This window comes from Kordiimonas lipolytica, from assembly GCF_042651265.1.
Taxonomy (GTDB): domain Bacteria; phylum Pseudomonadota; class Alphaproteobacteria; order Sphingomonadales; family Kordiimonadaceae; genus Kordiimonas; species Kordiimonas lipolytica.
Map to the genome: position 1 here is coordinate 206,008 of NZ_JBHSCR010000005.1, position 25,687 is coordinate 231,694.

26 protein-coding genes are annotated in these 25,687 nt (G+C 56.9%); 15 read left to right on the forward strand and 11 right to left on the reverse strand.

The window, feature by feature from the left end; genetic code table 11:
• Positions 1-58: 58 nt before the first annotated feature.
• From ACFO5Q_RS08695 to nadC, 3 genes are all read left to right on the forward strand, one after another.
• The gene (locus ACFO5Q_RS08695) at positions 59-967 is read left to right on the forward strand and encodes an MBL fold metallo-hydrolase (RefSeq protein WP_068152072.1); all 909 of its coding nucleotides are present in this window, start codon (positions 59-61) and stop codon (positions 965-967) included.
• Between the two features lie 75 nt (positions 968-1,042).
• The gene (nadA, locus tag ACFO5Q_RS08700; protein WP_068152071.1) at positions 1,043-2,041 is read left to right on the forward strand and encodes a quinolinate synthase NadA; all 999 of its coding nucleotides are present in this window, start codon (positions 1,043-1,045) and stop codon (positions 2,039-2,041) included.
• A gap of 25 nt (positions 2,042-2,066) precedes the next feature.
• Entirely contained in the window at positions 2,067-2,906 is an 840-nt protein-coding gene (gene nadC / locus ACFO5Q_RS08705; RefSeq protein ID WP_068152069.1) for a carboxylating nicotinate-nucleotide diphosphorylase, read from the forward strand.
• An 18-nt stretch (positions 2,907-2,924) separates the two neighbouring features.
• Here the strand turns inward: nadC and ACFO5Q_RS08710 are convergent, their stop codons facing one another.
• Together ACFO5Q_RS08710 and ACFO5Q_RS08715 are read right to left on the reverse strand one after the other, a co-directional pair.
• Positions 2,925-3,329: a DUF6869 domain-containing protein gene (locus tag ACFO5Q_RS08710; RefSeq protein ID WP_068152066.1), complete on the reverse strand. Its 405-nt coding sequence runs from the start codon at positions 3,327-3,329 to the stop codon at positions 2,925-2,927.
• A gap of 110 nt (positions 3,330-3,439) precedes the next feature.
• Positions 3,440-4,219: a M48 family metallopeptidase gene (locus tag ACFO5Q_RS08715; RefSeq protein ID WP_068152063.1), complete on the reverse strand. Its 780-nt coding sequence runs from the start codon at positions 4,217-4,219 to the stop codon at positions 3,440-3,442.
• A gap of 140 nt (positions 4,220-4,359) precedes the next feature.
• Here ACFO5Q_RS08715 and ACFO5Q_RS08720 point away from each other — a divergent pair, with 140 nt between their 5' ends.
• Both ACFO5Q_RS08720 and ACFO5Q_RS08725 read left to right on the forward strand, forming a co-directional pair.
• Positions 4,360-6,051 carry a molecular chaperone HscC gene (locus tag ACFO5Q_RS08720; RefSeq protein WP_068152059.1) on the forward strand — a complete coding sequence of 564 codons (1,692 nt, stop codon included), beginning with the start codon at positions 4,360-4,362 and terminating at the stop codon, positions 6,049-6,051.
• Entirely contained in the window at positions 6,048-7,298 is a 1,251-nt protein-coding gene (locus ACFO5Q_RS08725; RefSeq protein ID WP_068152055.1) for an RDD family protein, read from the forward strand. The genes ACFO5Q_RS08720 and ACFO5Q_RS08725 overlap by 4 nt, the downstream gene beginning before the upstream one ends.
• 92 nt (positions 7,299-7,390) lie before the next feature.
• Here the strand turns inward: ACFO5Q_RS08725 and rpmF are convergent, their stop codons facing one another.
• Positions 7,391-7,576, reverse strand: a complete 186-nt coding sequence (gene rpmF / locus ACFO5Q_RS08730; protein WP_068152552.1) for a 50S ribosomal protein L32 — start codon at positions 7,574-7,576, stop codon at positions 7,391-7,393.
• A gap of 253 nt (positions 7,577-7,829) precedes the next feature.
• Between rpmF and ACFO5Q_RS08735 the strand changes: the two genes are divergently transcribed.
• From ACFO5Q_RS08735 to ACFO5Q_RS08780, 10 genes are all read left to right on the forward strand, one after another.
• The gene (locus ACFO5Q_RS08735; protein ID WP_156432057.1) at positions 7,830-8,531 is read left to right on the forward strand and encodes a hypothetical protein; all 702 of its coding nucleotides are present in this window, start codon (positions 7,830-7,832) and stop codon (positions 8,529-8,531) included.
• Between the two features lie 16 nt (positions 8,532-8,547).
• Positions 8,548-9,483, forward strand: coding sequence for a 2-hydroxyacid dehydrogenase (locus tag ACFO5Q_RS08740; RefSeq protein ID WP_068152052.1), 936 nt, complete (start codon positions 8,548-8,550; stop codon positions 9,481-9,483).
• A 79-nt stretch (positions 9,484-9,562) separates the two neighbouring features.
• Positions 9,563-10,543 (forward strand): calcium/sodium antiporter, encoded by a 981-nt coding sequence (locus tag ACFO5Q_RS08745; protein WP_068152049.1) that lies wholly within the window; start codon positions 9,563-9,565, stop codon positions 10,541-10,543.
• Positions 10,543-11,301: an SDR family oxidoreductase gene (locus ACFO5Q_RS08750; protein WP_068152047.1), complete on the forward strand. Its 759-nt coding sequence runs from the start codon at positions 10,543-10,545 to the stop codon at positions 11,299-11,301. The genes ACFO5Q_RS08745 and ACFO5Q_RS08750 overlap by 1 nt, the downstream gene beginning before the upstream one ends.
• Positions 11,302-11,304: 3 nt before the next feature.
• Positions 11,305-11,730, forward strand: a complete 426-nt coding sequence (locus ACFO5Q_RS08755; RefSeq protein ID WP_068152044.1) for a dihydroneopterin aldolase — start codon at positions 11,305-11,307, stop codon at positions 11,728-11,730.
• A gap of 376 nt (positions 11,731-12,106) precedes the next feature.
• A complete protein-coding gene (gene uvrC / locus ACFO5Q_RS08760; RefSeq protein WP_068152042.1) occupies positions 12,107-13,963 on the forward strand; it encodes an excinuclease ABC subunit UvrC in 1,857 nt (618 codons plus the stop codon).
• Between the two features lie 77 nt (positions 13,964-14,040).
• Positions 14,041-14,592, forward strand: a complete 552-nt coding sequence (pgsA, locus tag ACFO5Q_RS08765) for a CDP-diacylglycerol--glycerol-3-phosphate 3-phosphatidyltransferase (protein ID WP_068152039.1) — start codon at positions 14,041-14,043, stop codon at positions 14,590-14,592.
• A 2-nt stretch (positions 14,593-14,594) separates the two neighbouring features.
• Positions 14,595-14,846, forward strand: a complete 252-nt coding sequence (moaD, locus tag ACFO5Q_RS08770) for a molybdopterin converting factor subunit 1 (protein ID WP_269448989.1) — start codon at positions 14,595-14,597, stop codon at positions 14,844-14,846.
• Between the two features lie 2 nt (positions 14,847-14,848).
• Positions 14,849-15,295: a molybdenum cofactor biosynthesis protein MoaE gene (locus tag ACFO5Q_RS08775; RefSeq protein ID WP_068152035.1), complete on the forward strand. Its 447-nt coding sequence runs from the start codon at positions 14,849-14,851 to the stop codon at positions 15,293-15,295.
• 25 nt (positions 15,296-15,320) lie between these two features.
• Positions 15,321-15,770: a DUF6265 family protein gene (locus ACFO5Q_RS08780; RefSeq protein WP_197421286.1), complete on the forward strand. Its 450-nt coding sequence runs from the start codon at positions 15,321-15,323 to the stop codon at positions 15,768-15,770.
• A gap of 131 nt (positions 15,771-15,901) precedes the next feature.
• Here the strand turns inward: ACFO5Q_RS08780 and ftsZ are convergent, their stop codons facing one another.
• The 8 genes from ftsZ to murD form a co-directional block, all read right to left on the reverse strand.
• Complete coding sequence (ftsZ, locus tag ACFO5Q_RS08785; protein ID WP_068152032.1) at positions 15,902-17,584, reverse strand: cell division protein FtsZ; 1,683 nt, start codon at positions 17,582-17,584, stop codon at positions 15,902-15,904.
• Positions 17,585-17,658: 74 nt separating this feature from the next.
• A complete protein-coding gene (ftsA, locus tag ACFO5Q_RS08790; RefSeq protein ID WP_068152030.1) occupies positions 17,659-18,921 on the reverse strand; it encodes a cell division protein FtsA in 1,263 nt (420 codons plus the stop codon).
• A gap of 21 nt (positions 18,922-18,942) precedes the next feature.
• Entirely contained in the window at positions 18,943-19,719 is a 777-nt protein-coding gene (locus tag ACFO5Q_RS08795) for a cell division protein FtsQ/DivIB (RefSeq protein ID WP_068152028.1), read from the reverse strand.
• Positions 19,716-20,633: a UDP-N-acetylmuramate dehydrogenase gene (gene murB / locus ACFO5Q_RS08800; RefSeq protein ID WP_231727334.1), complete on the reverse strand. Its 918-nt coding sequence runs from the start codon at positions 20,631-20,633 to the stop codon at positions 19,716-19,718. The genes ACFO5Q_RS08795 and murB overlap by 4 nt, the downstream gene beginning before the upstream one ends.
• 22 nt (positions 20,634-20,655) lie before the next feature.
• Positions 20,656-22,065, reverse strand: coding sequence for a UDP-N-acetylmuramate--L-alanine ligase (gene murC, locus ACFO5Q_RS08805; RefSeq protein WP_068152024.1), 1,410 nt, complete (start codon positions 22,063-22,065; stop codon positions 20,656-20,658).
• On the reverse strand, positions 22,062-23,168 hold the full coding sequence (gene murG / locus ACFO5Q_RS08810) for an undecaprenyldiphospho-muramoylpentapeptide beta-N-acetylglucosaminyltransferase (protein WP_197421284.1): 1,107 nt from the start codon (positions 23,166-23,168) through the stop codon (positions 22,062-22,064). The genes murC and murG overlap by 4 nt, the downstream gene beginning before the upstream one ends.
• Positions 23,169-23,173: 5 nt before the next feature.
• Entirely contained in the window at positions 23,174-24,325 is a 1,152-nt protein-coding gene (gene ftsW / locus ACFO5Q_RS08815; RefSeq protein ID WP_068152020.1) for a putative lipid II flippase FtsW, read from the reverse strand.
• Positions 24,322-25,686: a UDP-N-acetylmuramoyl-L-alanine--D-glutamate ligase gene (murD, locus tag ACFO5Q_RS08820; protein WP_068152018.1), complete on the reverse strand. Its 1,365-nt coding sequence runs from the start codon at positions 25,684-25,686 to the stop codon at positions 24,322-24,324. The genes ftsW and murD overlap by 4 nt, the downstream gene beginning before the upstream one ends.
• Position 25,687 lies beyond the last annotated feature (1 nt).

Consider the following 25,687-nt stretch of genomic DNA (forward strand, 5'->3'; position numbering starts at 1 on the left):
TTTTGCTTTTCAGCGAATGCGACACAGGTTACCCATTGGACATGCCTTTGGAGACCTTATGAGCGCCGATTTCATCCATGACCTGAATGCCCCATACGGCGAAGCGGAGACCATTTCCCCGCTGATCACCCGCGTTTTGTGCAAAAACCCAAGCCCATACACCTACACCGGCACCGGCACCTACATTGTGGGTAGTGGCCAGAATGTGGCTGTGATCGACCCCGGGCCGATGATGGAAGCCCACGGCAACGCCATCCTTGAGGCAACCAAGGGAAAAACCATCAGCCACATAATGGTAACCCACAGTCATATCGACCATTCGCCCCTCAGCGCCTGGCTCAGCGATAAAACAGGTGCCCCGATATACGCCTTCGGCCCCCACGGCGCAGGCCGGAAGGGTGGCCTTGACGGCGAGGAAGTGGAAGCTGGCGCGGATCATGCCTTCATGCCAGACCACAAGCTGGCGGACGGCGACCGTGTATCTGGCGACAGTTGGACCCTGCGTGCCATCTTTACCCCCGGCCACACCGCCAACCATCTGTGCTTCATGCTGGAAGAAGAACAGACCCTGTTCTGCGGCGACCATATCATGGGATGGGCCACGACAGTGATTTCCCCGCCTGACGGCGACATGCGCGCGTATCTAAAAAGCCTCAAGCGTACGATTGAGGAAAAGCCAAAGCGCCTTTTGCCAACCCACGGCCCGGCAGTCGAAGACCCCGAACCCTTCATTCGCGGCATCATCACCCACCGGCGTATGCGCGAAGGCCAAATTCTGAGGCATCTTGAAGATGGCCCTTTGACCATCGATATAATGGTCAGCCGCATGTATAAAGATGTGAACAAAGCGCTGCATCCAGCGGCCGCCCGGTCCGTGCTTGGGCACCTGATTGCGCTGGTGGATGAAGGCCGCGTGATGACCGATGGGCCAGCAACACTAATGAGCGAATATCGCCTTCCCGCCTAAGCCTTGCCTTTAGGCTTTCGTGGGGCTATCTATGCGGCACCAATAGGTTTTTAGTATTGCGTGCAGGAGACTGACATGAATTTGCAAACGAGCACCGCTGTTGATCCCACCCTCGACCTCGTGGCCGAGATCCAGCGCCTGCGTAAAGAAAAGAATGCGGTTATCCTGGCACATTATTATCAGGCACCGGAAATCCAGGACATCGCAGATTTTGTGGGCGACAGCCTCGACCTCTCGCGCAAGGCAGCGGAAACCGATGCCGACATGATCGTCTTCTGTGGTGTGCGCTTCATGGCCGAAGTCGCCAAAATCCTGAGCCCACAGAAAAAAGTGGTACTGCCTGACCTGGCCGCAGGCTGCAGCCTTGAAGACAGCTGCCCCCCGGACGAATTCGAGAAGTTTGTGAAAGCCCACCCGGACCATATGGTGCTGAGCTACATCAACTGCTCAGCCGCCGTGAAGGCCCTGACAGACATTATCGTGACCAGCTCAAACGCCGAACATATCGTAAGCTCGCTGCCCGCAGACCAGAAGGTCATCTTCGCGCCAGACCGTCACTTGGGCGGGTACCTGTCGCGCAAGCTGGGCCGCGATATGCTTTTGTGGCAAGGCACCTGTATTGTCCACGAACTGTTCAGCGAAAAAGAGCTGATCAAGCTGAAGGCCAAGCACCCGAACGCGCCGGTCGCCGCGCACCCTGAGTGCCCGGATAACATCGTGCAGCACGCAGACCATGTTGGCTCCACCAGCTCGATCCTCAAGTTCGCATCAGAAACAGAGAGCGACACCGTCATTGTGGCCACTGAGCCGCACATCATCCACCAGATGGAAAAAGCGTCGCCAGAGAAAACCTTCATCGGTGCACCGGGCGCAGACGGCAATTGCAGCTGCAACACCTGCCCGTTCATGGCGCTCAACACTATGGAAAAGCTGTATCTTTGCCTGCGTGACGAAGGGCCTGAGATTGAGCTTGATGAAGAGACTCGCGAGGCTGCGGAAAAGCCACTTCGCAAGATGCTGGAACTGAGCGCGGCCATCAATACCGGCAAAGACGTATCCGCCATCGGCGCGTAATCATATCCGCCAGGGAGCAAGGCACATGACCGATTTTCCACTCTCGACGGCGGAAATCGACGCCTTTATCGACACCGCTTTCGCGGAAGACATCGCCACGGGTGATGTAACCTGCGAAACGGTGATCCCCGAGGACGCGCGCCTGACGGCCACCATGAATGCCCGCGAAGTGATGGTGCTGGCTGGCCTGCCGCTGACGACCCCCATCTTCAGGCGGCTTGACCCTGACTGCACGATCGAGTTCTTTGCCCACGACGGCGACAAGGTCGACCCCGGCACCGCCATCATGCGGGTTGAAGGCAAGGCCAGAGCCATGCTGTCCGCCGAGCGCACTGCGCTGAATATCGTGCAGCACCTGTCGGGTATCGCAACGCTGACCCGCCAATATGTAGACCAGATCAAGGGCACCGGCGCCACGCTTCTGGATACACGGAAAACCATCCCTGGCCTTAGGAAACTTGGCAAGTACGCTACCGCGATGGGCGGCGCGAAGAACCACCGTATGGGCCTGTTTGATGCCGTGATGATCAAGGACAACCATATCGCTGTCGCCGGCTCGGTTGAGAAAGCTGTGGCGGGTGCCAAAGCCGCAGGCCGCAATGACATCCAGGTTGAATGCGATACACTTGAGCAGGTGCGCGAAGCAGTGAAGGCAGGTGCCAATAGCCTGCTTCTGGACAACATGCCGCCCGCGATGCTCAGGCAGGCGCGCGCGATTGTGGATGGTGCCATCCCATGTGAAGCCTCAGGTGGTGTGAACCTCAATACCATCAGGTCTATTGCTGAAACAGGTGTGGATTATATCTCCGTCGGCAGACTGACCCAATCAGCGCCCGCTGTAGATATCGGCCTCGATTTCGCCTAACTCCAAAAAGGTTGTGCTTTAAGCAGGCTGCATCCGTCCATGAGACGCACGGATTTGCGGCATGGCGCCACTCAGCTCCGCCCAGGCATTTTCGCTGACGGCATGCCGCCAGACACAGGAAAGCGCCACGCAAAAATTTGCATTCTCGCGCGCAGCCTCGATCATGAGATTCAGATATTCGTTTCCGTGAAATTTGATCAGGTCTTCCAGTGGCCCTGTACCAAGGAACGACAGCGCTTTCAGATTGTCCGCGTTCACAAGATTGACCGCGACCCAGATCACCCGGAAGCCGATGGACGGGTCTTCCCGGCACAGCTTCCATAGCTTTTCCACAGCCTTGAACTGCGCGTCTTGCGCCTCTGCGCCAAGGGCAAAATACCCTATATAGTCTTGCGCCAACTGATGGATTTCATGTTCGGTCATTTTGCCCTGCCTGTTGGGCGCATTTGCGCGCGTTCTGCACTCCCTGTCCCAAAACGTGACAAAAGATTACCAAACAGACAAGTTACCTAATTGTTTTTATTAAACTTTTATTATTTCCGGTAGTAGGAAAGATATTCTTCCATGCGTTCCTCAAGGCGTGAAATGCGCTTGTCGTCCGACGGGTGTGTGGACAGGAAGGTCGGAGGCTGCCCCCCACCTTCCTTCAGCGTCTTCATGCGCTGCCAAAGCCGAACAGACGCGCGTGGGTCATACCCCGCCTTGGCCATATACATGGTGCCTACATGGTCGGCCTCCAGCTCCATCTTGCGGCTATGGGGCAACTGCACAAAGCCGGCTGTCGCAAGCGAGGCGAGGCCAACTGCCATCTGGGCAGTTTCATCATCCTCTGTCGTTGCACCAACGGCCACGCCAGCACCGATGATCAGCAGGTTCTGCATCTGGGCACGGCTCATCTGTTCTGCGCCGTGGCGCAGCACCGCGTGAGCAATCTCATGCCCGATCACTGCAGCCAGTTCTTCGTCGGATGTGAAGCTTTCGACCATCTTGCTGTAAATGGCCACCTTTCCGCCAGGCAGCGCCCAGGCGTTCAGGACAGGCTCGTCGATCACAACGAATTCCCAGCCCAGGTTCGGTGCGTCAGATATGGCAACGATGCGGGCACCGATGCGCTGCACCCTTTCTGCCATCGGCCCCGAGGTCTGAACTGGAGCTGACTTTTTGACTTCGTTCATGGCCTCAAGGCCAAGGGCGGCATCCTGGCTGGGGGGAATGATGATGAACTGGGACCGACCAGTCACCTCGTTGGTTGTCATACAGGCCGTCACAAGCAACAACCCGGCCCCCAGCAACACGCCCTTTATCATTTTCATTTCGCCGTCCTCCGCCTTGTTTGATCGAAGCAATATCCGATACGAACATTGACACATCCATGTCATGAAAACACTATGCCAGACATGATGCTTCATGCTTCCATATCCTAATCCCTGAAACAGCAGCTTGTGAAGTTGGTATGACAATTATCGGAATTGATTTAGGAACAACCAATAGCGCCTGCGGTTTCTGGCGGGATGGCGAAGTTGAGCTGATCCCCAACAGAAGTGGTGATTACCTGACGCCTTCGGTGGTCGGGCTGGACGGCGACAACAATGTCATTGTTGGCAAGGTGGCCAAGAACCGGCTGATCACCCACCCAGACAACACGGTGGGGGTGTTCAAGCGCCTGATGGGCACGAACCATCAGGTGAGCCTTGGCAAAAAACGCTTCACCGCAACGGAGCTATCCGCGTTTGTCCTTAAGGCCCTCAAGGAAGATGCCGAAGCCCATCTGGGCGAGGAAGTGACCGAAGCCATCATCAGCGTACCAGCCTATTTCAACGACAATCAGCGACATGCCACCAAGCAGGCCGGGGAAATTGCCGGGCTGACTGTCCGACGTTTGATCAACGAGCCGACAGCTGCGGCGCTCGCATACGGGCTGCATGAACGGGCGGAAGGCATGTTTGTCGTCCTGGATATGGGCGGTGGCACCTTCGATGTGTCCATCCTTGAGTATTTCGACGGGATTATGGAAGTTCACGCCAGCGCGGGGGACAATTTCCTGGGCGGGGAAGACTTCCTTGAGGCGATGGTTGGCAGCTTCTGCAAAGCCGTGGGTATCGACAAGGATAAGCTTGGAAAGTCTGAGTTGCAGCAGCTCTATGACCGGCTTGAGCAGGTCAAACGCAAAATCCACACACAGGACAGCATGGCCATAGAGCTGGACCTGGGCGGCAAAGCCGTGCGCTTCGAGGCCACTCCTGAATGGTTCAAGGAATGCACCCAGCCCCAATTGATGCGGGTGCGCCACCCCATCGAACAAGCCCTGCGCGATGCCAGCCTCAGGGTTCCTGATGTGACCGAGGTTTTGCTGGTAGGCGGCGCGACGCGCATGCCCGTCTTCCGCAATATGGTTGGCACTCTTTTCAAGCGCATCCCAGCCGGTCACCTTGACCCGGATCTTGTTGTCGCCATGGGGGCCGCTGTGCAGGCTGGCCTCAAGGCGCGCGACAAGACGCTGGATGATGTTGTCCTGACAGACGTATGCCCCTACACGCTGGGAACAGAGGTGGTCGACCCATCTGGTTCCGGCAAGGCGGGCTTTTTCCTGCCGCTTATCGAACGCAACAGCGTCGTACCCACAAGCCATGTCGAGACCCTGGCGACGGTCGTAAAAAATCAGCGGCGCATGGAGGTCAACGTATTCCAGGGCGAGCATCGGCTGGTGGAGCAGAATATTTTCCTGGGCTCTGTTGCCGTCACAGTGCCCAAAGGCCCGGCAGGTGAGCAGACAATTGACGTGCGCTACAGCTACGACATGAACGGCCTCCTGGAGGTTGATGTTAAGATCAACAGCACCGGCCAGGTCATCAATCATGTGATCGAGCAGTCGCCAGGGTCCCTGACGCAGGAAGAAATTGAAAAATCGCGCGCCCGGCTGGCTGGCCTCAAGTTCCATCCCCGCGAAAAAGAGGAAAATCTGATTCTGATTTCCCGGGCGGAGAAGCTGTACCTGACATCCCTTGGGGAGCGGCGGACCCTGATCGGACGCTATCTGGCAGAATTCGAGAGTGTGCTCGATAGCCAGAAAGAATCGGATATCGCCAAAGCCCGCGAGCAATTCAGCGAAGCCCTTGACCAACTGGACCCGGGCAGCATGTTATGACTTTCCCATGGTCCCGTTTGGGCATTGAGCCCACGGAAAACAAGCGAGACATCAAGAAAGCCTACTCACGGAAGCTGAAGGAAACCCGCCCTGACGAACACCCGGAGGCCTTCAAGCAGCTGCATGATGCCTACAAGCGCGCGCTGAAACTCGCTGAAACCGGGAGGACCGTGCCCGCTGCTTCCGTCCTTTCCTTTGACGACATTGACATGATGGCAGCCCCGGAGGGGCAGGAAGCCCCCCAAGAGGCGCCTGATGAAGCAGGAGGCGAAGGGCCCAAACCAGCTGACGTATGGGTAGAAACAGCCGCCGACAGCATGGACTCTATTGAAGGCCACCCGGCGCCAGGAACATCTGCTGACGAAGTTCAGGCCATCGATGAAGCCGCAGCCGCCAGGATGTTGGACAAGGTACAAGCACTGCTTGCCAAGAACCCAGACATTCATATACCCGAGAAATGGCGCTTCATAGAAAAAGAGCCCCTGCTGCTGGATGAAGCCTTCCGAGCTGAAGTAGGTGAAAGGCTGTTGGCCCTGATCATCAAACACCAGGCGACCCAGATGAAGCTTCGGGGCGACCAGTGGCACCTGAAGGTGGGGGACACTATCCTTGCCTACCTCAATACCCAGTTTGGCTGGTCTTTCCGCTTTCATGACCTTCTGAACCGGTTTGACTACAGCGAGATTGCTTTCCTCAAGGACCTGCCCGCCGCACCGCTGCATTCCAAGGCAGATGGGTTCGGGGTCAAGGGCGGCAGCAAGCTGCACAAACGCAAACCACGTGACCCGAAACGCCCACAGGCAGGGCCCGTATACCCATTCTACCGCCTGGTTGCGATGGCGATCGACCTGGCGATTGTGTCGATTCCCCTGATTATCTTCGCGAAGCTCTACGGGCTGGAGGCCCATATCAAACACGCGGACATCGCCTTTATCGCCTATCTCGCTATGACACCCTTTTTCGAAGCGTCCAAATGGCGGGCCACCATCGGCAAGCGCATCCTGGGGCTTCAGGCACTGACGCTCGACCTACAGCCCCTGAACTTCTGGCAGGCCCTGATGCGTTCCCTGATGCTTGGTGCCAGCATCTGGTGGCTACAGTGGATAAATCATCTATGGGGCGAACCGGTCTCTGACTTCGCGGCTGTTATCTGGCCCTTTATCATCACCAGCTGGATCGCAGGCGGTCGTTACCCGCACGACCTGTTATCGTTCTCGTTCGTCCTGAACTATGGCAGAACGCGTTAGGGCGGCCCCCAAGCATCCGGTCTGAAGGCAAAGAAAAACCGGCCGCTCAGATGCTGAGGGGCCGGCTTTTTTCTTCAGGAGGAAGCTAAGGCTTAGAAGTCGCCTTTAGGCTCCAGAATCTGCTTACCACGGTACATACCTGTCTTCAGGTCGATGTGGTGACGCAGCTTGTACTCACCAGTGTGCGAGTCTTCCTGGTAGTTAACCGCCTTCAGGGCATCATGCGAACGACGCATACCACGGCGAGACGGGGTAACTTTTCTCTTTGGAACTGCCATTTTTCTAACCTTTTCACTCGCCGGGGCCAACATATGGCGCTGCCGGGCTGTTCGTTCGGGCCCACGAAATCCGTGAACACCTTGATTCGAGGCGCGCAACATAAGGTGCACGTCTTCAAAATGCAAGGAAAACACGCAACTTTTCGTCAGCACCCTTGCTTGGGCGCACAAATAGTTGATTCCCGGGCGCTTTTCAAGCGGACTTTTCAATATTATGACCTAGATAAGATCAAAACCATAAAGGGGGAGCAACGTGCGCACCATTATAATGGCTTGCCTAATTGCACTAAACGGCGTGGCAGCAGCCGCAGACGACTATCTGGTAACGCAGTACCGGGCGGCACCGGGCAAGCTTCCTGAACTTTTAAAGCAAATCAAAGAAACCGATTGGGATGAGGTTGAAGGCACTCGCCCCATAATTATGCGACATAGCCAAGGAGACCAGTGGGACCTGATGTTGCTGGCCCCCTATGGGGATAGCTGCACCAGCGAAAAATGCGCCAAGTTCAAATCTTTGTGGTCTACTCTCCTCAGGGCATCAACCCGCCTTTTGGTGGATTATGAGCTTCGTTTCCTAGCCACGTCTGAAACGCCCTGGAGCAAGATTCAAGCGATGAACAGCGGTACCGGCCTTTACCATATTGAAATGTTCAATGCGGCAGCGGGCAAGCACGATGCGCTCCTGAGCCAACGCCGTCGGGAAAATGAATATCTTGCCAAAACGGGGCAAGTGACCAATGTCATCTTCACGGTGACGATGGGATCAGACGTGGATGCCTTCACAATTGGCTTTCATGAAAGCCTGAAGACATTCGCGGAAAGCCCAGACCTGCCCACAGAAGCGTTTGAGCAAGCCGCCGTGGAAGCAGGCTTCAAGAACCGGGCGGACATCAGCTTCCACCTGCGGGAGCTGATTGTGGGCCACCACGACACGCTAGCGACAAAAGTTAAGTAAAAGGGAGACACGCCCCATGACCCGCATTCTGTTTTACCTGGCCGATTATCCGCACGATATCTGGCGCCAGTGCATCCACGCCATCGACCCCAAGGTCGAATTCCTCGGCAACCCGGACTGGGGCAGTCCAGAGGACGGTGACGCCTACGCTTTCGTGTGGGAGCCGGAACCCGGCCTTCTGGCGCGCTACCCCAACATCAAGGCGATCTTCTCCCTCGGCGCGGGGGTTGATCACCTGACGCGTGACCCAGACCTGCCAAAGGACGTGCCCATCATCCGCATGGGCGACGAAGGCCTCAAGGAAGGCATGGCTGAATATATATTGATGAATGTACTGATGCACCACCGCCAGACGCCCCAGCTTCTGGCCGCCCAGCGCAAGAACCAGTGGAAGCGCGTGTTCTCCCTTGCCGCCAAGGATGTGCGGGTTGGCATTCTGGGCTATGGCGCGCTCGGGCAGCGTGCGGCGCAGGCCTTGAAGCCGCTTGGCTACAATATCGCCGCCTGGTCCCGAAGCCCCAAGGATGACGACCTGGTGGCCCATTTCACCGGCATGGAACAACTGGATGATTTCCTTGCACGCACAGACATAGTGGTGGGGCTGTTGCCTTCCACCAAGGAAACCGAAGGCCTGCTGGATTTCGACCGTCTGTCGCGCCTACCGGAAGGTGCCAGCGTCATCAACGCCGGCCGCGGCAGCCTGATTGTGCTGGACGACCTGATGGCCTTACTCGACAGCGGCTATATCGCGGGTGCATCCCTTGACGTGTTCCCAGAAGAACCACTGCCGAAGGATCACCCCCTTTGGGGCTATGACACAGTCATCATCACGCCGCACAGTGCGGCCATCACCCGCCCTGACACGGCTGCGGAATATGTGCTCAGGAACATTAAACGGATCGAAAACGGCGAGAGCCCGGAGAATTTGCTGGATACAAATCTCGGTTACTGACTTTCTTTTGCGGAAATGAATCCCTATATAAGCCGAAACGGCGTGTTTGGGGCCGAGTAAAAAAGGATTCGATCACCGTATGGCTTACATTCAAGTTGTTGCCGGATTGGTATTGTTGGTAGTTGCCGGCGACTATCTCGTTCGTGGATCCGTTTCGCTTGCGCGCCGTGCTGGCGTTTCCAAGCTGATCATCGGCCTGACCATTGTCGCCTTTGGAACATCCGCACCTGAACTTGTCGTTGGTGTGGACGCAGTTTTGAACAATGTACCCGCCCTTGCGCTGGGTAATGTTGTTGGGTCCAATATCGCCAACGTGCTGCTGGTGGTGGGCCTTCCAGCCATGATCGCGCCAATGGTTTGCTCTGCGCCGCGCCTCGGCCGCAACCTTATATTCATGCTGGTTTCCACTGTGCTCTTTATGGCTATGGCCTTCAGCGGATCTTTTGCCTGGCAGCAGGGCCTTATCCTGCTGGCCTTCCTTACTCTGTTTATCGGCTATTCCATTGCTCGCCGCAAAGCATGCCCGATCGAAGCCGCGAAAGAGCTTGAGGAGATGGAAGAGCTTCAGCACAAACCTGACAGCTACCGCTTGGCCACGATCATGGTTGTGGGGGGTCTCGTCGGCCTGATCTTTGGCGCTGATATGTTGGTTGAAGGTGCTGTTGTAATCGCCCGCGAATTTGGCGTTTCAGAAGCCGTCATCGGCCTGACATTGGTTGCTCTTGGCACAAGCCTTCCGGAACTGATCACGGCACTGGTGGCTGCGGTACGCGGCCACTGCGACGTTGCCGTGGGTAACGTAATCGGCTCCAATATATTCAACCTGCTGTCCATTGTAGGCGTAGCCTCAATGGTGGGCACGATCCCTGTGCCAGACAGCTTCCTGCAGGTTGACCTGTGGGTCATGCTTGGGGCGTCGCTTCTGCTGGTACCCTTTACCCGGGCGCGCAGTCACGTTGGCAAAAAGGCCGGCGCCATTATGGTGCTGCTTTATATCGCCTATATCGTCTATCTGGCGCAGTCTGCTGAAAGCGCCAGCGCCATGGGGATGACGCTCTGATGCGCGCGCCGCGGACAGCACTGGTAACCGGAGCCAGCCGCCGCATTGGCAGGGCCATCGCTATGGACCTGGCAGCCTACGGCTATGACGTCGCCGTGCATTATCACGGATCAGAGGAAGAAGCCGAAGACGTTGTCGCCAATATCGAGGCCTATGACGGCAGGGCTGTTGCGGTGCAGGCTGACCTTACGAATGCTGAAGATACTGCCGGGCTTGTTGCAGCAGCGGAAGAAGCCCTCGGCAAGCCTCTTACGCTGCTTGTCAACAACGCGTCTCTGTTTGAAAAAGACGATGCCCAGACTTTCAGCGTGGACAGCTGGGATGCCCATCAGGCCGTGAACCTGCGGGCCCCTGCCATGTTGGCCCAGGCCTTTGCCGAACGGCTTCCGGAAGGTGCCAGGGGCACGATCATCAATATGATCGACCAGCGCGTCCTGAAGCTGAATCCCCAATATTTTTCCTATACCGCATCAAAAACCGGCCTCTGGACCCTCACACGGACCATGGCGCAGGCCTTTGCGCCCAACATTCGGGTAAATGCAATCGGGCCCGGCCCGACGCTCAAAAACACACGCCAAACCTCTGAAATATTTGAACAAGAAGCCGCCAGTACGATTCTTGGGCACGGGCCAGACCTTGAAGAAATTTGTGCGGCTGTACGTTTTCTACTTGAGAGTCCGTCGATTACAGGGCAAATGCTGGCTTTGGACGGTGGTCAGCACTTGGCCTGGCGTACCCCGGACATTCTGGAGGACTGAGTAATGTCGCACGATGACGCACTGGTAAGAGCAAACATCCTGCACCTGCCTTTTGCAGATGCGGCCCGCTCGGTTCGCCATGTTTTTGTCCGCGATTATGTTACCCAAGCCGAGATCGGCGTCTGGGAACATGAGAAAGATACCCGTCAGGCTGTTCGCATCAACGTAGACCTATCGGTAGCCGAAACAGTCGAACACCATGAAGACCAACTGGTGAATGTTGTTTGCTACAACGACATCGTAACCAAGATTCAGGCCATCATCAAAACCGGCCATATCAACCTGGTTGAAACCTTGGCAGAGAAAATTGCTGAGATGGCCTTGGAAGATGACCAGGTCATTGCCGCCCGGGTAAAGGTGGAAAAGCTGGAAGCCGTCGAAGGCGCGGCCAGCGTCGGCGTTGAAATAGAACGCCACAAACGGCCTTAACCAATTAGTAACAATTGAACTTTTTCACCTGACGCGAGCGGGATAACGGCGTGAGTTTTGCACACCGAATCAACGGCTGCCATAACGCCTATCATCAGACAACAATACAAAATTGTTATGGTAAAAATTAAGTGGTTGACTGACCCTAGTTCTTTATAAATCAATGACTTAGCTTTTTTGCCCAAAAATTAGGCAAAAAGGATAAAACCTAGTGTTACAGCGATGTTGCACTTGCATCTTGGGTTTTTCCCACAAACTTATCCACAGGTTCAGTGGAAATCTTTTTGACGAATCAAAATGACAAAATCATGTCATTGATTCTGCTGCCTCATTCCGGCACAAGTCCATATGACGAACATAAAGGATCACTTTTTTCGTGGTTGAGACAGCGCTGCAAATAGGCATCAACACCATCAAGGAACACTTGAGGACGGCCCCTACCGCCCCGGGCGTGTACCGAATGCTGAATGCCCACGGGGATGTTCTTTATGTTGGCAAGGCGAAAAACATCAAGAAGCGCGTCACCAGCTACACGCAGGAAAACCGCCTGACGGTTCGCCTGATGCGCATGGTGGCTGCAACAAAGTCCATGGTGTTTGTCACCACACGGACAGAAGCCGAAGCCCTTTTGCTTGAAGCATCATTGATCAAGCGCTTCAAGCCCCCGTTCAATGTGCTCCTGAAGGACGACAAGTCATTCCCCTATATCCTGATGCGTCAGGACCACGAATGGCCACAGATCACAAAGCACCGCGGCGCGCGAAAACACAAAGGGCTGTATTTTGGCCCCTTTGCCAGTGTCTCGGCGGTAAACCGTACGCTGAATACATTGCAGAAGGTATTCCAGCTGCGTTCCTGCTCGGACGTGACGCTTGAAAGCCGGACACGCGTGTGCCTGCTTTATCAGATCAAGCGCTGCTCAGGCCCCTGCGTGGGCAAAGTCAGCCACGCGGAATATGACGATATGGTCTCGGAAACGCGCGCTTTCCTGGAAGGCCGCACATCCGGCATCCAGAAGAAATTCGCCTCTGCGATGCAGGAAGCCAGTGACGCGCTCGAATTCGAGGTTGCCGCCGTCTACCGGGACCGCCTCAATGCCCTTACCCACATCCAGAGCCACCAGGCCATGGTGAACGCCATGGTCGACGAGGCCGATGTGATCGCGGCCGAAGAAGTCGCCGGCGCCGTGGGCATCCAGGTATTCTTCTTCCGCGCGGGGCAGAACTGGGGCCACCGGGCCTATTTCCCCAAGCACGACAAAAGCGAAGGCGTCGAAGATGTTCTGGCGGCCTTCCTTGCCCAGTTCTATGACAACAAGCCTGCACCGAGGCTGATTTTGCTGTCGCATGAGATTCCCGACCAGCAACTGCTTTCAGAGGCCTTGTCGGAGCGCATGGAACGCAAAGTCGCGATCTCGGTACCAGCCAGGGGCAAAAAGGCTGAAGTGATGGGTGAGGCCCGTCGCAACGCCCGCGAGGCCCTTGAACGCCGCATGGCGGAAACAGCCAGCCAGGCCAAACTGCTTCAGGGCGTTGCCGACCTTTTCGGCCTTGATGACCCGCCAGAGCGGATCGAGGTCTATGACAACAGCCACATTCAGGGCACCAACGCGCTTGGCGGCATGATCGTGGCCGGTCCTGACGGCTTCATGAAGAACAGCTACCGCAAGTTCAACATCAAGTCGGATGAAACGGCGCCCGGTGATGACTTCGCCATGATGCGCGAAGTCATGCGCCGCCGGTTCAAAAGACTGTTGAAGGAAGATGCAGACAAAGGCCGGGGCCACTGGCCCGATGTGTTGCTGATCGACGGCGGCAAGGGGCAACTGTCTTCCGTCATGGAAGTGCTGGATGACCTTGGCGTATCCGAAGATGTATGTGTCGTCGCCATCTCAAAGGGGCCAGACAGAAACGCGGGCCGCGAACAGTTTCATATGCCCGGGCGCGACACTTTCATGCTGCCGGAAAATGACGCTGTGCTCTATTACCTGCAGCGCCTCAGGGACGAGGCCCACCGGTTTGCCATCGGCAGCCACCGGGCGCGCCGCTCGGGCGACATCAGGAAATCGCCGCTGGACGGCGTTCCCGGCATTGGTCCAAAGCGCAAGAAAGCCCTGCTCCATCACTTTGGCTCCGCAAAGGCTGTTGCCGATGCGGATGTGCGCGATCTTGAAGGCGTGGACGGCATTTCCAAAGCCATGGCCCAGCAAATTTACGATCATTTCCGTGATTGATTAAACTCGGCAGCAATCATTGACGCCACCGCCGTTTCAGCTATTGTTGCGGCATCACTGCAAGCACAGGACAACCCATGTGGACTTTGCCTAACATTCTGACCATGTCCCGGATTTTCGTTATCCCGGTTCTCGTGGCATCCTTTTTTATGGATCAGCCGCTGGGCAGCCATGTGGCCTTCGCCACCTTCGCGCTTGCAGCCATTACAGATTTCTTCGATGGCTATCTGGCACGCGCCACAGGCAGTGTCTCCAAAATCGGCGTCTTTCTGGACCCAATCGCAGACAAGCTGATGGTCGCCGCCGTTATTGTGATGGTTGTTTTTGCCGGGTGGGTGGATGGCCTTCATGTCATCGCAGCCGTTATCATCATGTGCCGGGAACTGCTCGTGTCCGGCCTTCGCGAGTTTCTGGCCGGCGCACAGGTTAGCGTGCCCGTTACCATGCTTGCCAAATGGAAAACGACCGTGCAGATGTTCGCCCTTGGCGCACTCGTCTGGTCTGAAGGCGCGCCAGAGTTTGGATTGCCCGCGCATGAAATTGGCATCGGGTTGTTGTGGATGGCCGCTATTCTGACGCTCTACACCGGTATCGATTATCTGCGTGCTGGCCTAAAGCATATGGTGTGATCATGCAGCTCGTCTATTTCGCCTGGATCCGGGAACGGGTCGGAAAATCGGAAGAGAGCATGCAATTGCCCGGAGGCATTGCCACTGTTTCAGACCTGATTGACCACCTTTGCAGCATTAATGACATCTACAAAGCAGCACTTGGCGACAAATCGGTCGTGCGCATCGCGGTCAACCAGACCCACGTAGGCTTGGACCATCCGGTGACGGACGCAGACGAAGTCGCCTTTTTCCCGCCCGTCACGGGGGGCTGATCATGGCAAGTGTCTCGGTTCAGGCTGGGGATTTCCAGATTGCTGATGAGATTGCGGCCCTGAAGAACGGACGGGTGGACATCGGAGCCATTGTGACATTCACCGGCACCGTACGGGACATGAACGGCGACCTGAAAGCCATGACGCTTGAGCACTATCCCGGCATGACGGAAGCCGAACTGGGCCGCGTGGCGGAGGAAGCTGAAAAACGCTGGCCTCTTGTTGGTTGCCGCGTGATCCATAGGTACGGACGACTGGAGCCTGGTGACAATATAGTGCTTGTCATCACCATGAGTGCGCACCGGCATGCCGCATTCGAGGCCGCGGATTTCCTGATGGATTTCCTCAAGTCCCGAGCCCCCTTCTGGAAAAAGGAAGAAACGTCAGAGGGCGGCCAGTGGGTCGATGCCAAGGAAAGCGATACAGACGCCCTCAAGCGCTGGGGCTGACCATTCAGAACAGAAGGAGGCTAGAATGAAACCTGTCATCACTGCCCTGTTGTTGTTCTTTGCGTACCTTAGCCCTGCTGCGATTGCAGAAGGCAGAACCCTTACATTCACCGAAGGCATGACATCCCCGCCAGCGACACTTGCGGATGCCGCCTGGATAGCGGGCCTTTGGCGCGGGGAAGCATTCGGTGGCCAAGTGGAAGAAAACTGGTCACCGCCCCTCGGCGACAGCATGGCAGGTGCCTTCAAGCTGGTGTCTGACGGCAAGGTGGATTTTTATGAGCTTGAGGTTATCCGCGAAGTGGGCAACACGCTGCTTCTGCAGCTGAAACATTTTCATGGCGACCTGAGGGGCTGGGAAGAAAAAGACGAAACTGTCAACTTCCCGCTGGTGAAAGTAACTGACACCGCGCTCTATTTTGATGGCTTCACTATTGAGCGCGTCAGCGATGATGCCATGAAGATGATGCCATGAACATGTATGTCAGACTCAAGGAAGGCGATGCCGAGCGGGATATGCTGTTTGCCTATAAGCGGGTGAAATAGCGCTGCAATGAAAAAAGGCCGGGAATTCCCGGCCTTTCCTATTTTGGCTTCCGCCAACTTTTATTGGTTATTCTGACGCCTTAGAAAGCTTGGGATTTCAAGCTGGTCCGTTGGCGCTTTTGGGGCTGGACGCTCATCCGGGTCTACACCACCAACAGCAGGCGCGGCCTCTTCTGCAGCCTGTTCAGCCGCCTGGCGGCCCGCGTCATTGGACGGCACTTCAGGCGCCACAGGCTCATCGCTTGACCGCAGGCCTGATGTCATCAGTTGAAACAGGCTGCGTTTCTGAGGCGCGGCCTCTTCAGCGGCGGCTGGCTTTTCTGCTTCTTCCTTTGGTTCAGGCGTGTTGGTGTATGCCGCTTCCTGGAACGCGCTTGGCTGCTTCATCTGCTGTGGGCTGGCCTTCGGCGTCATTGGAGCTTCGGCAATGAAGGTATCTTCGCCTTGGGCGGCTACGGCCTTGGCTTCGATATCTTCTTCCGCTTCCTCGTGTGGCACGGACATGGAATGAGCAAGGTCATCGTCTTCCTCATCAACTTCAGAGTCCTCAGGAGCTTCCATCGATTGCTTGAGCGAAGACATTGCCGCGACGATATTATCCTCATCATCTGCGGCTTTGGTGGCAACAACTTCAGCAGCTGGTTCTTCCGTCTGGGCCTCTGCTTCCGAGATGCCAGCGTCTGCTGCAGGTTCGGCTTCAGGTGTTGTCGCTGGCTGTACATCTTCAACAACCGGGGCTTCGGTACGCCGTGGCACAGGCATAGCATAGCTGCCTTCACCGCCTTCGATACCGGTGGCAACAACGGATACCCGCAGCTTGCCTTCCAAGTCATGATTGAATGCGGAACCGAAGACGATCAGTGCTTCTGGGTCTACCAGTTCACGAACCATATTTACGGCTTCATCGACTTCATAAAGCGTCATGTCCATGCCGCCCGTAACATTGATGATCACGCCCTTGGCACCCTGGAGCGATGCTTCTTCAAGAAGCGGGTTCGAAATGGCTGCAGCCGCAGCTTCCTGGGCCCGGTTTTCGCCTTCCGCTTCGCCTGTGCCCATCATGGCTTTGCCCATTTCAGACATCACGGTACGTACATCGGCAAAATCGAGGTTGATCAGGCCAGGCATAACCATCAGGTCAGTGATGCCGCGTACGCCCGAATGCAATACATCATCTGCCATGTTGAAAGCGTCAGCGAAAGTTGTGCGCTCATTGGCCACCCGGAACAGGTTCTGGTTCGGAATGATGATCAGCGTGTCTACATGCTGTGCCAGTTCACTAATTCCGGCTTCCGCAATCTTCATGCGGCGACCGCCTTCGAACTGGAACGGCTTGGTGACAACACCTACCGTCAGAATGCCACGCTCGCGTGCGCGCTTGGCAATCACTGGCGCGGCCCCTGTGCCGGTACCGCCGCCCATGCCGGCGGTGATGAAGGCCATATGGCACCCGTTCAGCATCTCGTCGATGCTGTCATGCGCTTCTTCGGCAGCGGCCTGACCAATCTTCGGCTGGGCGCCAGCGCCAAGCCCCTGGGTAATCTGCACGCCAAGCTGGATGCGGTTGTCAGCTTCCGCATTGGCAAGCGCCTGCGCGTCCGTGTTCGCCACGACAAAGTCGACACCCTGCAGCTGTGCGCGGATCATGTTGTTGACGGCATTACAGCCCGCACCGCCAACACCGACGACCGCGATTTTCGGCGTCAGCTCCGTTAGTTCCGTGTGTTCAAAATCGATAGACATTGCCCAGTACCTCCGTTTGATCCCTTTGTATCCTGCGTGGGCTGTATTGGCCAGCCTGCAAGCGTTTCTGCCCGTTAAAAATTGTCCCGAACCCAGCGCGAGAAGCGGCCAAACGCCCCCCTTGTGGGTACTGCTGTTTTTTCCTGTTTCTTTTTCATGGTTTCAGTGACCGGACGCCGCGCGCCATAGAGCAAAAGCCCCACAGCGCCCGCGAAAGTCGGTGCCTGTGCCGCAGCTGGCAGGCCGTCGATCATTTCAGGTTTGCCAATGCGCACCTGGCGGCCAAGAACACGGCTTGCCAGGTCGCGGATACCCTCGGTTTGCGCCACACCGCCTGTCAAAACAACACGGCGGCCCGCAACCCCTGAGAAGCCCGATGCATCCAGACGCTTGCCGATGGTGGAAAACAGAAGCTCCAGTTCTTTCTGGATCACGCCCGTCAGCGCGCTTCGTGGCTGGCGCACGATGGCATCATCGCCACCTTCGCCCACCTGCGGCACTTCAATCTCAAGCCGTTCATCAGCGGCATCAACTGCTGCTGCGCCGTTGAAGGTCTTCAGCCTTTCGGCGTGCTCAAACGGTGTCAGCAACGACCGTGCAACCTGCTCTGTAATCTGGGCACCGCCGATCGGCAGCACCTCTGCATGCACAAGCGCACCCTGGGCGAAGATGGAAATGCTGGTCGTGCCAGCACCGATATCAATGCAGGCGGCGCCCATCTTGGCTTCGTCAGCCACAAGGGTCGCCAGACCGGAGGCGAAAGGTGTCAACACAACGCCCGCCACATTCAGGTGCGCCCGGCGCACGCAGGTCTGCAAATTCTGAAGCGGGCCATTCGACGCCGTGATGACATGCAGTGCTACGCTCAGTTTCTTGCCGTACATGCCGGTGGGCGCCTTGACACCGAAATTGCCATCAACCGCGAAAGCCGCGGGAAAGGCATGCAATATCTCATCTTCTTCGGCATCTACCTGTTCGCGGGCCTTGGCAATCGCCCGGTCGATATCAGACTGGCTGACGGCATGACCGTCCACATCCACCTGAACTTCGATGACTGTGCTTGTTGGCTCTCCGCCCGAGAAGGAAAGGAAAACATCACTGATTGTTGCACCAGCCATCTTTTCGGCCTGGTCAACAGATGCGCGGATAGCTTTTTCCGTCGCATCCATATCAATCACTGCACCAGAGGAAACACCACCCAGGCAAGCCCGGTTGCCCACACCGCGTACCCGCATGTGGCCGTCGGCATCGACTTCAGCAATAAGGCAGGAAATCTTGGCGGACCCGACATCGAGCGCTGCGATCATTCCTTCCTGTGTGCCGTTCAGTGTTTTCATGATTTCATACTCTCAACATCACTAGGTTGCCCAACCGGTGCCGCTCATACGGCGGCGACCTTCCGGTGAAACCCTAAGCACCATGCGGTCAGACAGGCGCATATCAATGACATCGACTTCGCGGCCAAGCAAGTGATACTCGTCCTCAAGCGTCGCAAATTTTTTCCACGCCTGGGAGGCGCTATATTTTGCTGTCATTTCCGGGAGCTTTACACGGATACCGTTATCGAAAATCATGTCCCAGCGGCGGTTGCCAACCCGCACAGCCGTGCGGACCCGTGCCGCCAGACCACCTGCACCATCAAGTAGACCCTGCAGTTCGCCAATCTTGTCGGCTGCGCCTTCTCCCACGATCATCATCAGGTCGGAATATTCGACCAATCCACGCTGGGTAATGATGGTGCCGGTTTCATCGATCAGGCTGACCTTGCCATCCTTCTGCCACAGGGCAAAGGGCTGGCGTTCCGTCAGCACAACCTTAAGGCCTTCCGGCAGCACGCGCGTTACCTGCGCCTCCTTGACCCAGGGAAGTTGTTCCAGCTGCTGGCGCATCGCTTCCAGATTCATCGTCAACAAGGGGACGCCATCATCCACATCGAGGGCCGCCAGCACGTCTGCGCGCTTGCTGCGTTCAACGCCCGTGATCTGCAAATCACTGAGCACGAACCCCGCGTCACGGGACCGTTCAATCACCCAGTTTTCAACCATGGGCGCCAGCCAGGTGCCATAGATGGCCGCTGACGCAAGGAAACCAAGTGTCAAAAGCAGTCTTCTGCGCTGGACAATAGCGGTCATCATGCGGACGTCTGCTCCTCTGCGGTACGGCCGATACGGCGAATTTCCCACTCAAGCTCAACGCCTGTCTTTTCAAGCACTTTGGCGCGCACCGCCTCGCCCAGCTCTTCAATCTGGGCAGCAGTCGCACTGCCAAGGTTCAGAAGGAAGTTGCAGTGCTTCTCGGAAACCTGCGCATCGCCAATGCGCATGCCGCGGCAGCCTGCTGCGTCGATCAGCTCCCACGCCTTCTTGCCCTCTGGATTTTTGAAAGTGCTGCCCCCGGTGCGTGTCCCAATTGGCTGGCTTTCCTGGCGTTCGGCTGAAATTTCCTCCATTCGAAAGAGTATCTCTGCTGGGTCACCTGTATGCGCCTGGAAGGACGCCCGGGTGAAAATCAGGTTCTTGGTTTCCGGGTTCGATGACCGGTAGCCAAAATTGAAATCAGCAGCGCGCAATTCATGAACATGACCATAGCGGTCAACGCCGTGAGCATGGATCAACACATCCTTGATCTCGACCCCGTAGGCACCGGCGTTCATCGGCAGCGCGCCGCCAACTGTGCCCGGGACACCCACCATGAATTCCAGACCTGTCAGCCCTGCCTTCTGGGCAGCCCGCGCAACATGTACATCCATGGCGCCTGCCCCGGCTTTGACCACGTCACCGCGCACATCGATCTGGGAAAAAGCCCGACCAAGGCGGATAACCACGCCCTCTACGCCGCCGTCGCGCACCAGAAGGTTTGAGCCAACACCAATGACGGTAATTGGAACATCACCCGGCACATGGCGCAGGAAAGAAACCAGATCAGCTTCATCTGCGGGCTCGAAAAGCACATCGGCGGGCCCGCCGGTTCTGAACCAACTCAGGCGAGACAATGGCGCATTTTCCACCAGTCTGCCTTTTACATGGGGCAAGCTGTCAATGAACGGCATGTGTTTTTCCTGAGCAATCATGTTACTTCTCCAGCGCTTTTAGGGCGGTTGGCAGGTCATTGGCCCATTTGCTGATGGAACCAGCCCCCAGACACACAACCACGTCGCCTTCAGACGCGTGGCGCTTCACTGCTGCGGCCAGGTCGGCTTCTCCATCAATGACATCTACCTGACGGTGACCATGCACACGCAGGCCTTCCACCAGACTGTCGCGATCAGCCCCCTCGATGGGCTGCTCACCCGCTTCATAGACAGGCGTCACGATCACCGTGTCGGCGTCGTTGAAGCAGGTGCAGAATTCCTCAAACAGGCTCTTGAGACGGGTGTATCGGTGCGGCTGTACAACAGCGATGACACGCCTGTCGAAACTTTCGCGCGCCGCCTTCAGCACAGCTGCAATTTCAACCGGATGATGGCCATAATCATCGATGATGGTCACCCCGCCCACTTCGCCGGTCTTGGTGAAACGCCGTTTAACGCCACCGAATGTCTTGAATGCCTTGCGGAGCGTTTCCTCACCCACCTGCATTTCAAGGCCCACAGCAATCGCCGCCAGAGCATTCTGGATGTTGTGGTTGCCAGGCATCGGCAGACTGAAGCCTTCAATCACATGTACCTCGCCTGTGACGCGGTCACGCACCGCCACGTCGAATGCGGCAACGCCTTTCGCTGCGGAGATATTCACCGCACGCACATCCGCCTGCGCCGACATGCCATAGGTTATGAACTTGCGCCCCTGAAGATGGCTGATCAGGCCCTGTACTTCCGGGTGGTCCACGCACAGGATCGCGGCGCCATAGAAGGGGACGCGGTCCAGGAACTGTTTGAAGGCCTCTTTTTCAGCCTCGAACGTGCCGTAGAAGTCCAGATGCTCTGCGTCCATATTGGTTACAACAGCGATCGTCGCCGGCAGCTTCACGAAGGTTCCGTCGCTTTCGTCGGCCTCAACCACCATCCAATCGCCCTCGCCCAGCACCGCGTTGGTGCCATAGCTGTTGATGATGCCGCCGTTTATAACCGTCGGGTCGAACTGTGCCGCCTCCAGAACCGCCGCCACCATGGACGTCGTGGTGGTTTTGCCATGCGTACCCGCAACCGACACACACCACTTCAGTCGCATCAGTTCCGCCAGCATTTCTGCCCGGCGCACCACAGGGATCGTGCGTTCGCGCGCGGCAATCACTTCCGGGTTGTCAGCCTTGATGGCGGTTGAAACGACAAGAACCTGGGCGCTTTCGACGTTTTCGGCGCGCTGGCCAATCTTCACATCGATGCCCATATTCTGCAGGCGCTGCACGTTGGCGTTTTGGCTGATGTCCGAGCCCTGAACACTATAACCCAGGTTATGCATCACTTCCGCGATGCCAGACATGCCGATGCCACCGATACCTACGAAATGAACCATGCCAATGTCGAACGGTATGCCCTTCATTTTGGCGCCTCACTTTCTTCACTGATACTGACAACAATGGAAGCCAGGCGCTCCGCAGCATCCAGACGCGCGACCATGCGCATTCCTTCGGAGGCATTCCTCAGGTCGCTCATGTCGGTCAACAGATGCTCAAGCTTTTTCGCCAGGGCTTCCGGCGTGAATTCGTCTTCCCGCATCACCCAGCCGCCGCCTGCTTCTTCAATGGCCGCCGCGTTTGCACTTTGATGGTCGTCTGCCGCGATCTTGAGCGGCACCATGATGGCAGGCCGGCCCATGGCCGCCAGCTCAGAAATCGTTGATGCGCCGGACCGGCAGATCACTAACTGGGCCCTCAAAAGAAGCGACCCGACATCGTCGAAATAATCCTGCACCCGGGCGCGGACACCCATGTCCTTATATGCCTTGGTCACTCGCTCAACGTCTTCTGGACGGGCCTGCTGGGTCATATCAATCCGTTGGCGGATTTCTTCCGGCAAAAGGGCGAGGGCTGCGGGGACCACATCAGACAGAATGCGCGCACCCTGGCTGCCACCAATTACCAAAAGGCGCACATCACCAAATCCAAGCGGCACGGCGTACGCGATGTTCGAAAGCTTCGCGATTAACTGGCGAACCGGGTTACCTGTGACCTCTGTATAGGCACCAACGGGAACCTTTGCTGTATTCTGAACCGAAAGCGCAAGCACACGCGCATCTTCCGCCACAAAACGGTTCACCCGTCCAAGCACGGCATTCTGTTCATGCAATACGAAAGGAATGCCCATGCTGCGCGCCGCCAGAATGGTCGGCAAGCTCGGGTAGCCGCCAAAGCCAACAACCACCGTCGGCTGGATCTTTTTGAAATGACGGCGCACGCCCAGCATGCTTTTGAAAATACTGATAATGGATTTGACCTTGCCCAGAATGCCGCCACCCATATGGCTCGCGGTCTTGAGCACATGCCGGTCAATATCCGCAAGAGCATTCGAAATGGCGTCACCCCGTGTGTCGGTCACCAGCGACACCTGATAGCCGTCCCGTACCAACACGTCAGCCACGGCTTCAGCGGGCATCATGTGACCGCCGGTACCACCGGCTGCTAGGACGATATTTGGTGCACGCATCAGCATTACTCTGCGGCCCTCCACCCCATGGGGTCAGAACCCGGCCGGATAAAACGGTTTCGTTTCGTCAGCGCCAGCATCATGCCCATGCCGATTGCAAGCGCGAGCATCGAAGACCCACCGTAGGAAATGAAAGGCAGCGTCATGCCCTTGGAGGGCAGCAGGGCCAAGTTCACGCCCACATTGATCAGGGTCTGCAAACCGAACTGCATGATCAGGCCTGCAGCTGCCAACAGGCGAAACGGATTTTCTTCCTCCAGAAGGTGCGCAAGGCCTCGCACCACGATACCCGCAAACAGCACCAGCAGAAGCACGCAGGCAATGGCACCAAACTCTTCGCCAACAACGGCAAAGATATAGTCTGTGTGGGCATCCGGCAGGTGCAGCTTCACAGCGCCCTCGCCCGGCCCCTTGCCCAGCATGCCGCCAGCTTCAAAGGCTTCCATAGCCTTGTCTGTCTGGTAGGTATCGCCACTGGCAGGGTTGATGAAACGGTCGATCCGGCTGGCCACGTGAGGCAGCAACGCATAACCAAGCCCAAGGCCCAATACGCCCACACAACCCGTCAGCACCATCCACATCATGGGCAGGCCAGCAAGCGCCATCTGGGCGAACCAGACAGTGCTGATCAGGATTGTCTGGCCGAAGTCGGGCTGCAGGATCAAAAGGCTGACCACCAGCAGGTAAAGCCCAAAAGCCACCTGTTTGGCCGGGATCTTTTCGTCCGAGAAATGCGACGACAGCACCCAGGCCGTGGACACAATGAAGAATGGCTTCATGAATTCGCTGGGCTGCAGCGTATAGCTGCCAATCTGCAACCACCGGGTCGCGCCCTTGATCTCCGGCCCGATCACCAGAGTCGCTATCATCAGCAGAAGCATCACCGGCAGGCCCAGCACAGCCATTCGGCGCACCATGGTTGCGGACATCAACGAAACGGCAAATACAGTACCAAGCCCCAGTGTCATGAACACAGCCTGACGCTTGACGAAATGCATAGCGTCCAGGCCAAGACGTTCAGCCACCGCTGGGCTTGCTGTCAGCGTGAGCCAGATGCCCACGCCCGCCAGCGCCAGCACAAGCGCCAGCATCCAGCGGTCTACAGTCCACCACCAGCGGGACAGAACGGAATTATCGGTGCGGGAAAAGGCAATCATTTCGCGTCTCCCTGCATCTGAGCGTGCACCGCAAGACGGAAGGCCTCGCCGCGGGCTTCAAAATCCGTGAATTGGTCAAAGGCGGTGCAAGCCGGTGACAGCAGCACCACATCGCCGGGCTCTGCGTCGGCAGTGGCCTTTTCAACTGCATCGATCATATCGCGGCAATCGACATACGGGATGGTTTCTCCCAGGTCATGCACCAGCGCGTCCGCGGCCTCGCCCAGAAGATAGGCTTTCTTCACTTCTGCAGTGAAAGGCAACAGTGCGGTGAAAGTTTTGTCCTTGGGGCGACCGCCAACGATCCAGCGAATATTGCGGTAAGACGCGAGCGCGCGGCTGGCGGCATCCACATTCGTGGCCTTGGAATCGTTCACAAAACGAACACCATTCGCTTCGCCGATCAGCTCTTGCCTATGGGCAAGGCCGGGAAAGGTGGTGAAGGATTTGAAGATATCTTCCGCCTTCAGGCCAAGTGCCCGGCCTGCAGCGTAGGCGGCAGCTGCATTCTGCCAATTGTGCGCACCCTTGAGGGTCGGCAGGCTCCTGAGGTCACCCACAACCTTATGGTTACCGTCTGAATCATCAATCAGCTGGCCATCTTTGGCATACACACCGCCTGGCACCTGGCTGCTGCTGGAAATTCGCACAATGGGCGCGGCCAGAGATTCAGCAAGCGCCTGTGTGGCGGCTTCATCCTGCCCCACAATGGCAACGGCACCTTCTGCCTGCATTTCGAACAGGCGCTTTTTGGCAGCCGTATAGCCCGCCATATCGCCATGACGATCCAAGTGGTCCGGTGTCAGGTTTAGAAGGATCGCAACGTCAGCCTTGAAGTCTTTTGTCAGGTCCAACTGGAAAGACGACATCTCGAACACATACACACCGCCTTCCGCGAGTGGATCCAAGGACAGGATGCCACGTCCGATGTTGCCGCCGATGGCAACAGGTAGGCCGCAACTTTCAATCATGTGACCAATCAGGGCCGTCGTCGTGGATTTACCGTTGGTGCCAGTGATGGCCACTGTGCGGTGCGCTGGCAGGCTTTCCCGCGCAGCCTGAAAAATATCGAAATCGCTGATCAGCGGCACACCGGCGGCATTCGCCTTTTCCACCAGCGCATGAGGCTTAGGGTGCGTCAGCGGCACACCCGGTGCCAGCATCAAGGCTTCCATGTCAGTGAAGTCAGCGCGGTAAAGATCCCTGGCATGGCTGCCAACTTGGTCGCGACGCTCAACTGTGTCGTCCCACGCCATGACGCGGGCGCCCGAGGCCACAAGGGCATCAACAGCGGCCACACCAGTCCGGGCCAGGCCGAACACGCCCACTGTCTTGTCCTTATATGTTGGTGCCGTAATCAAG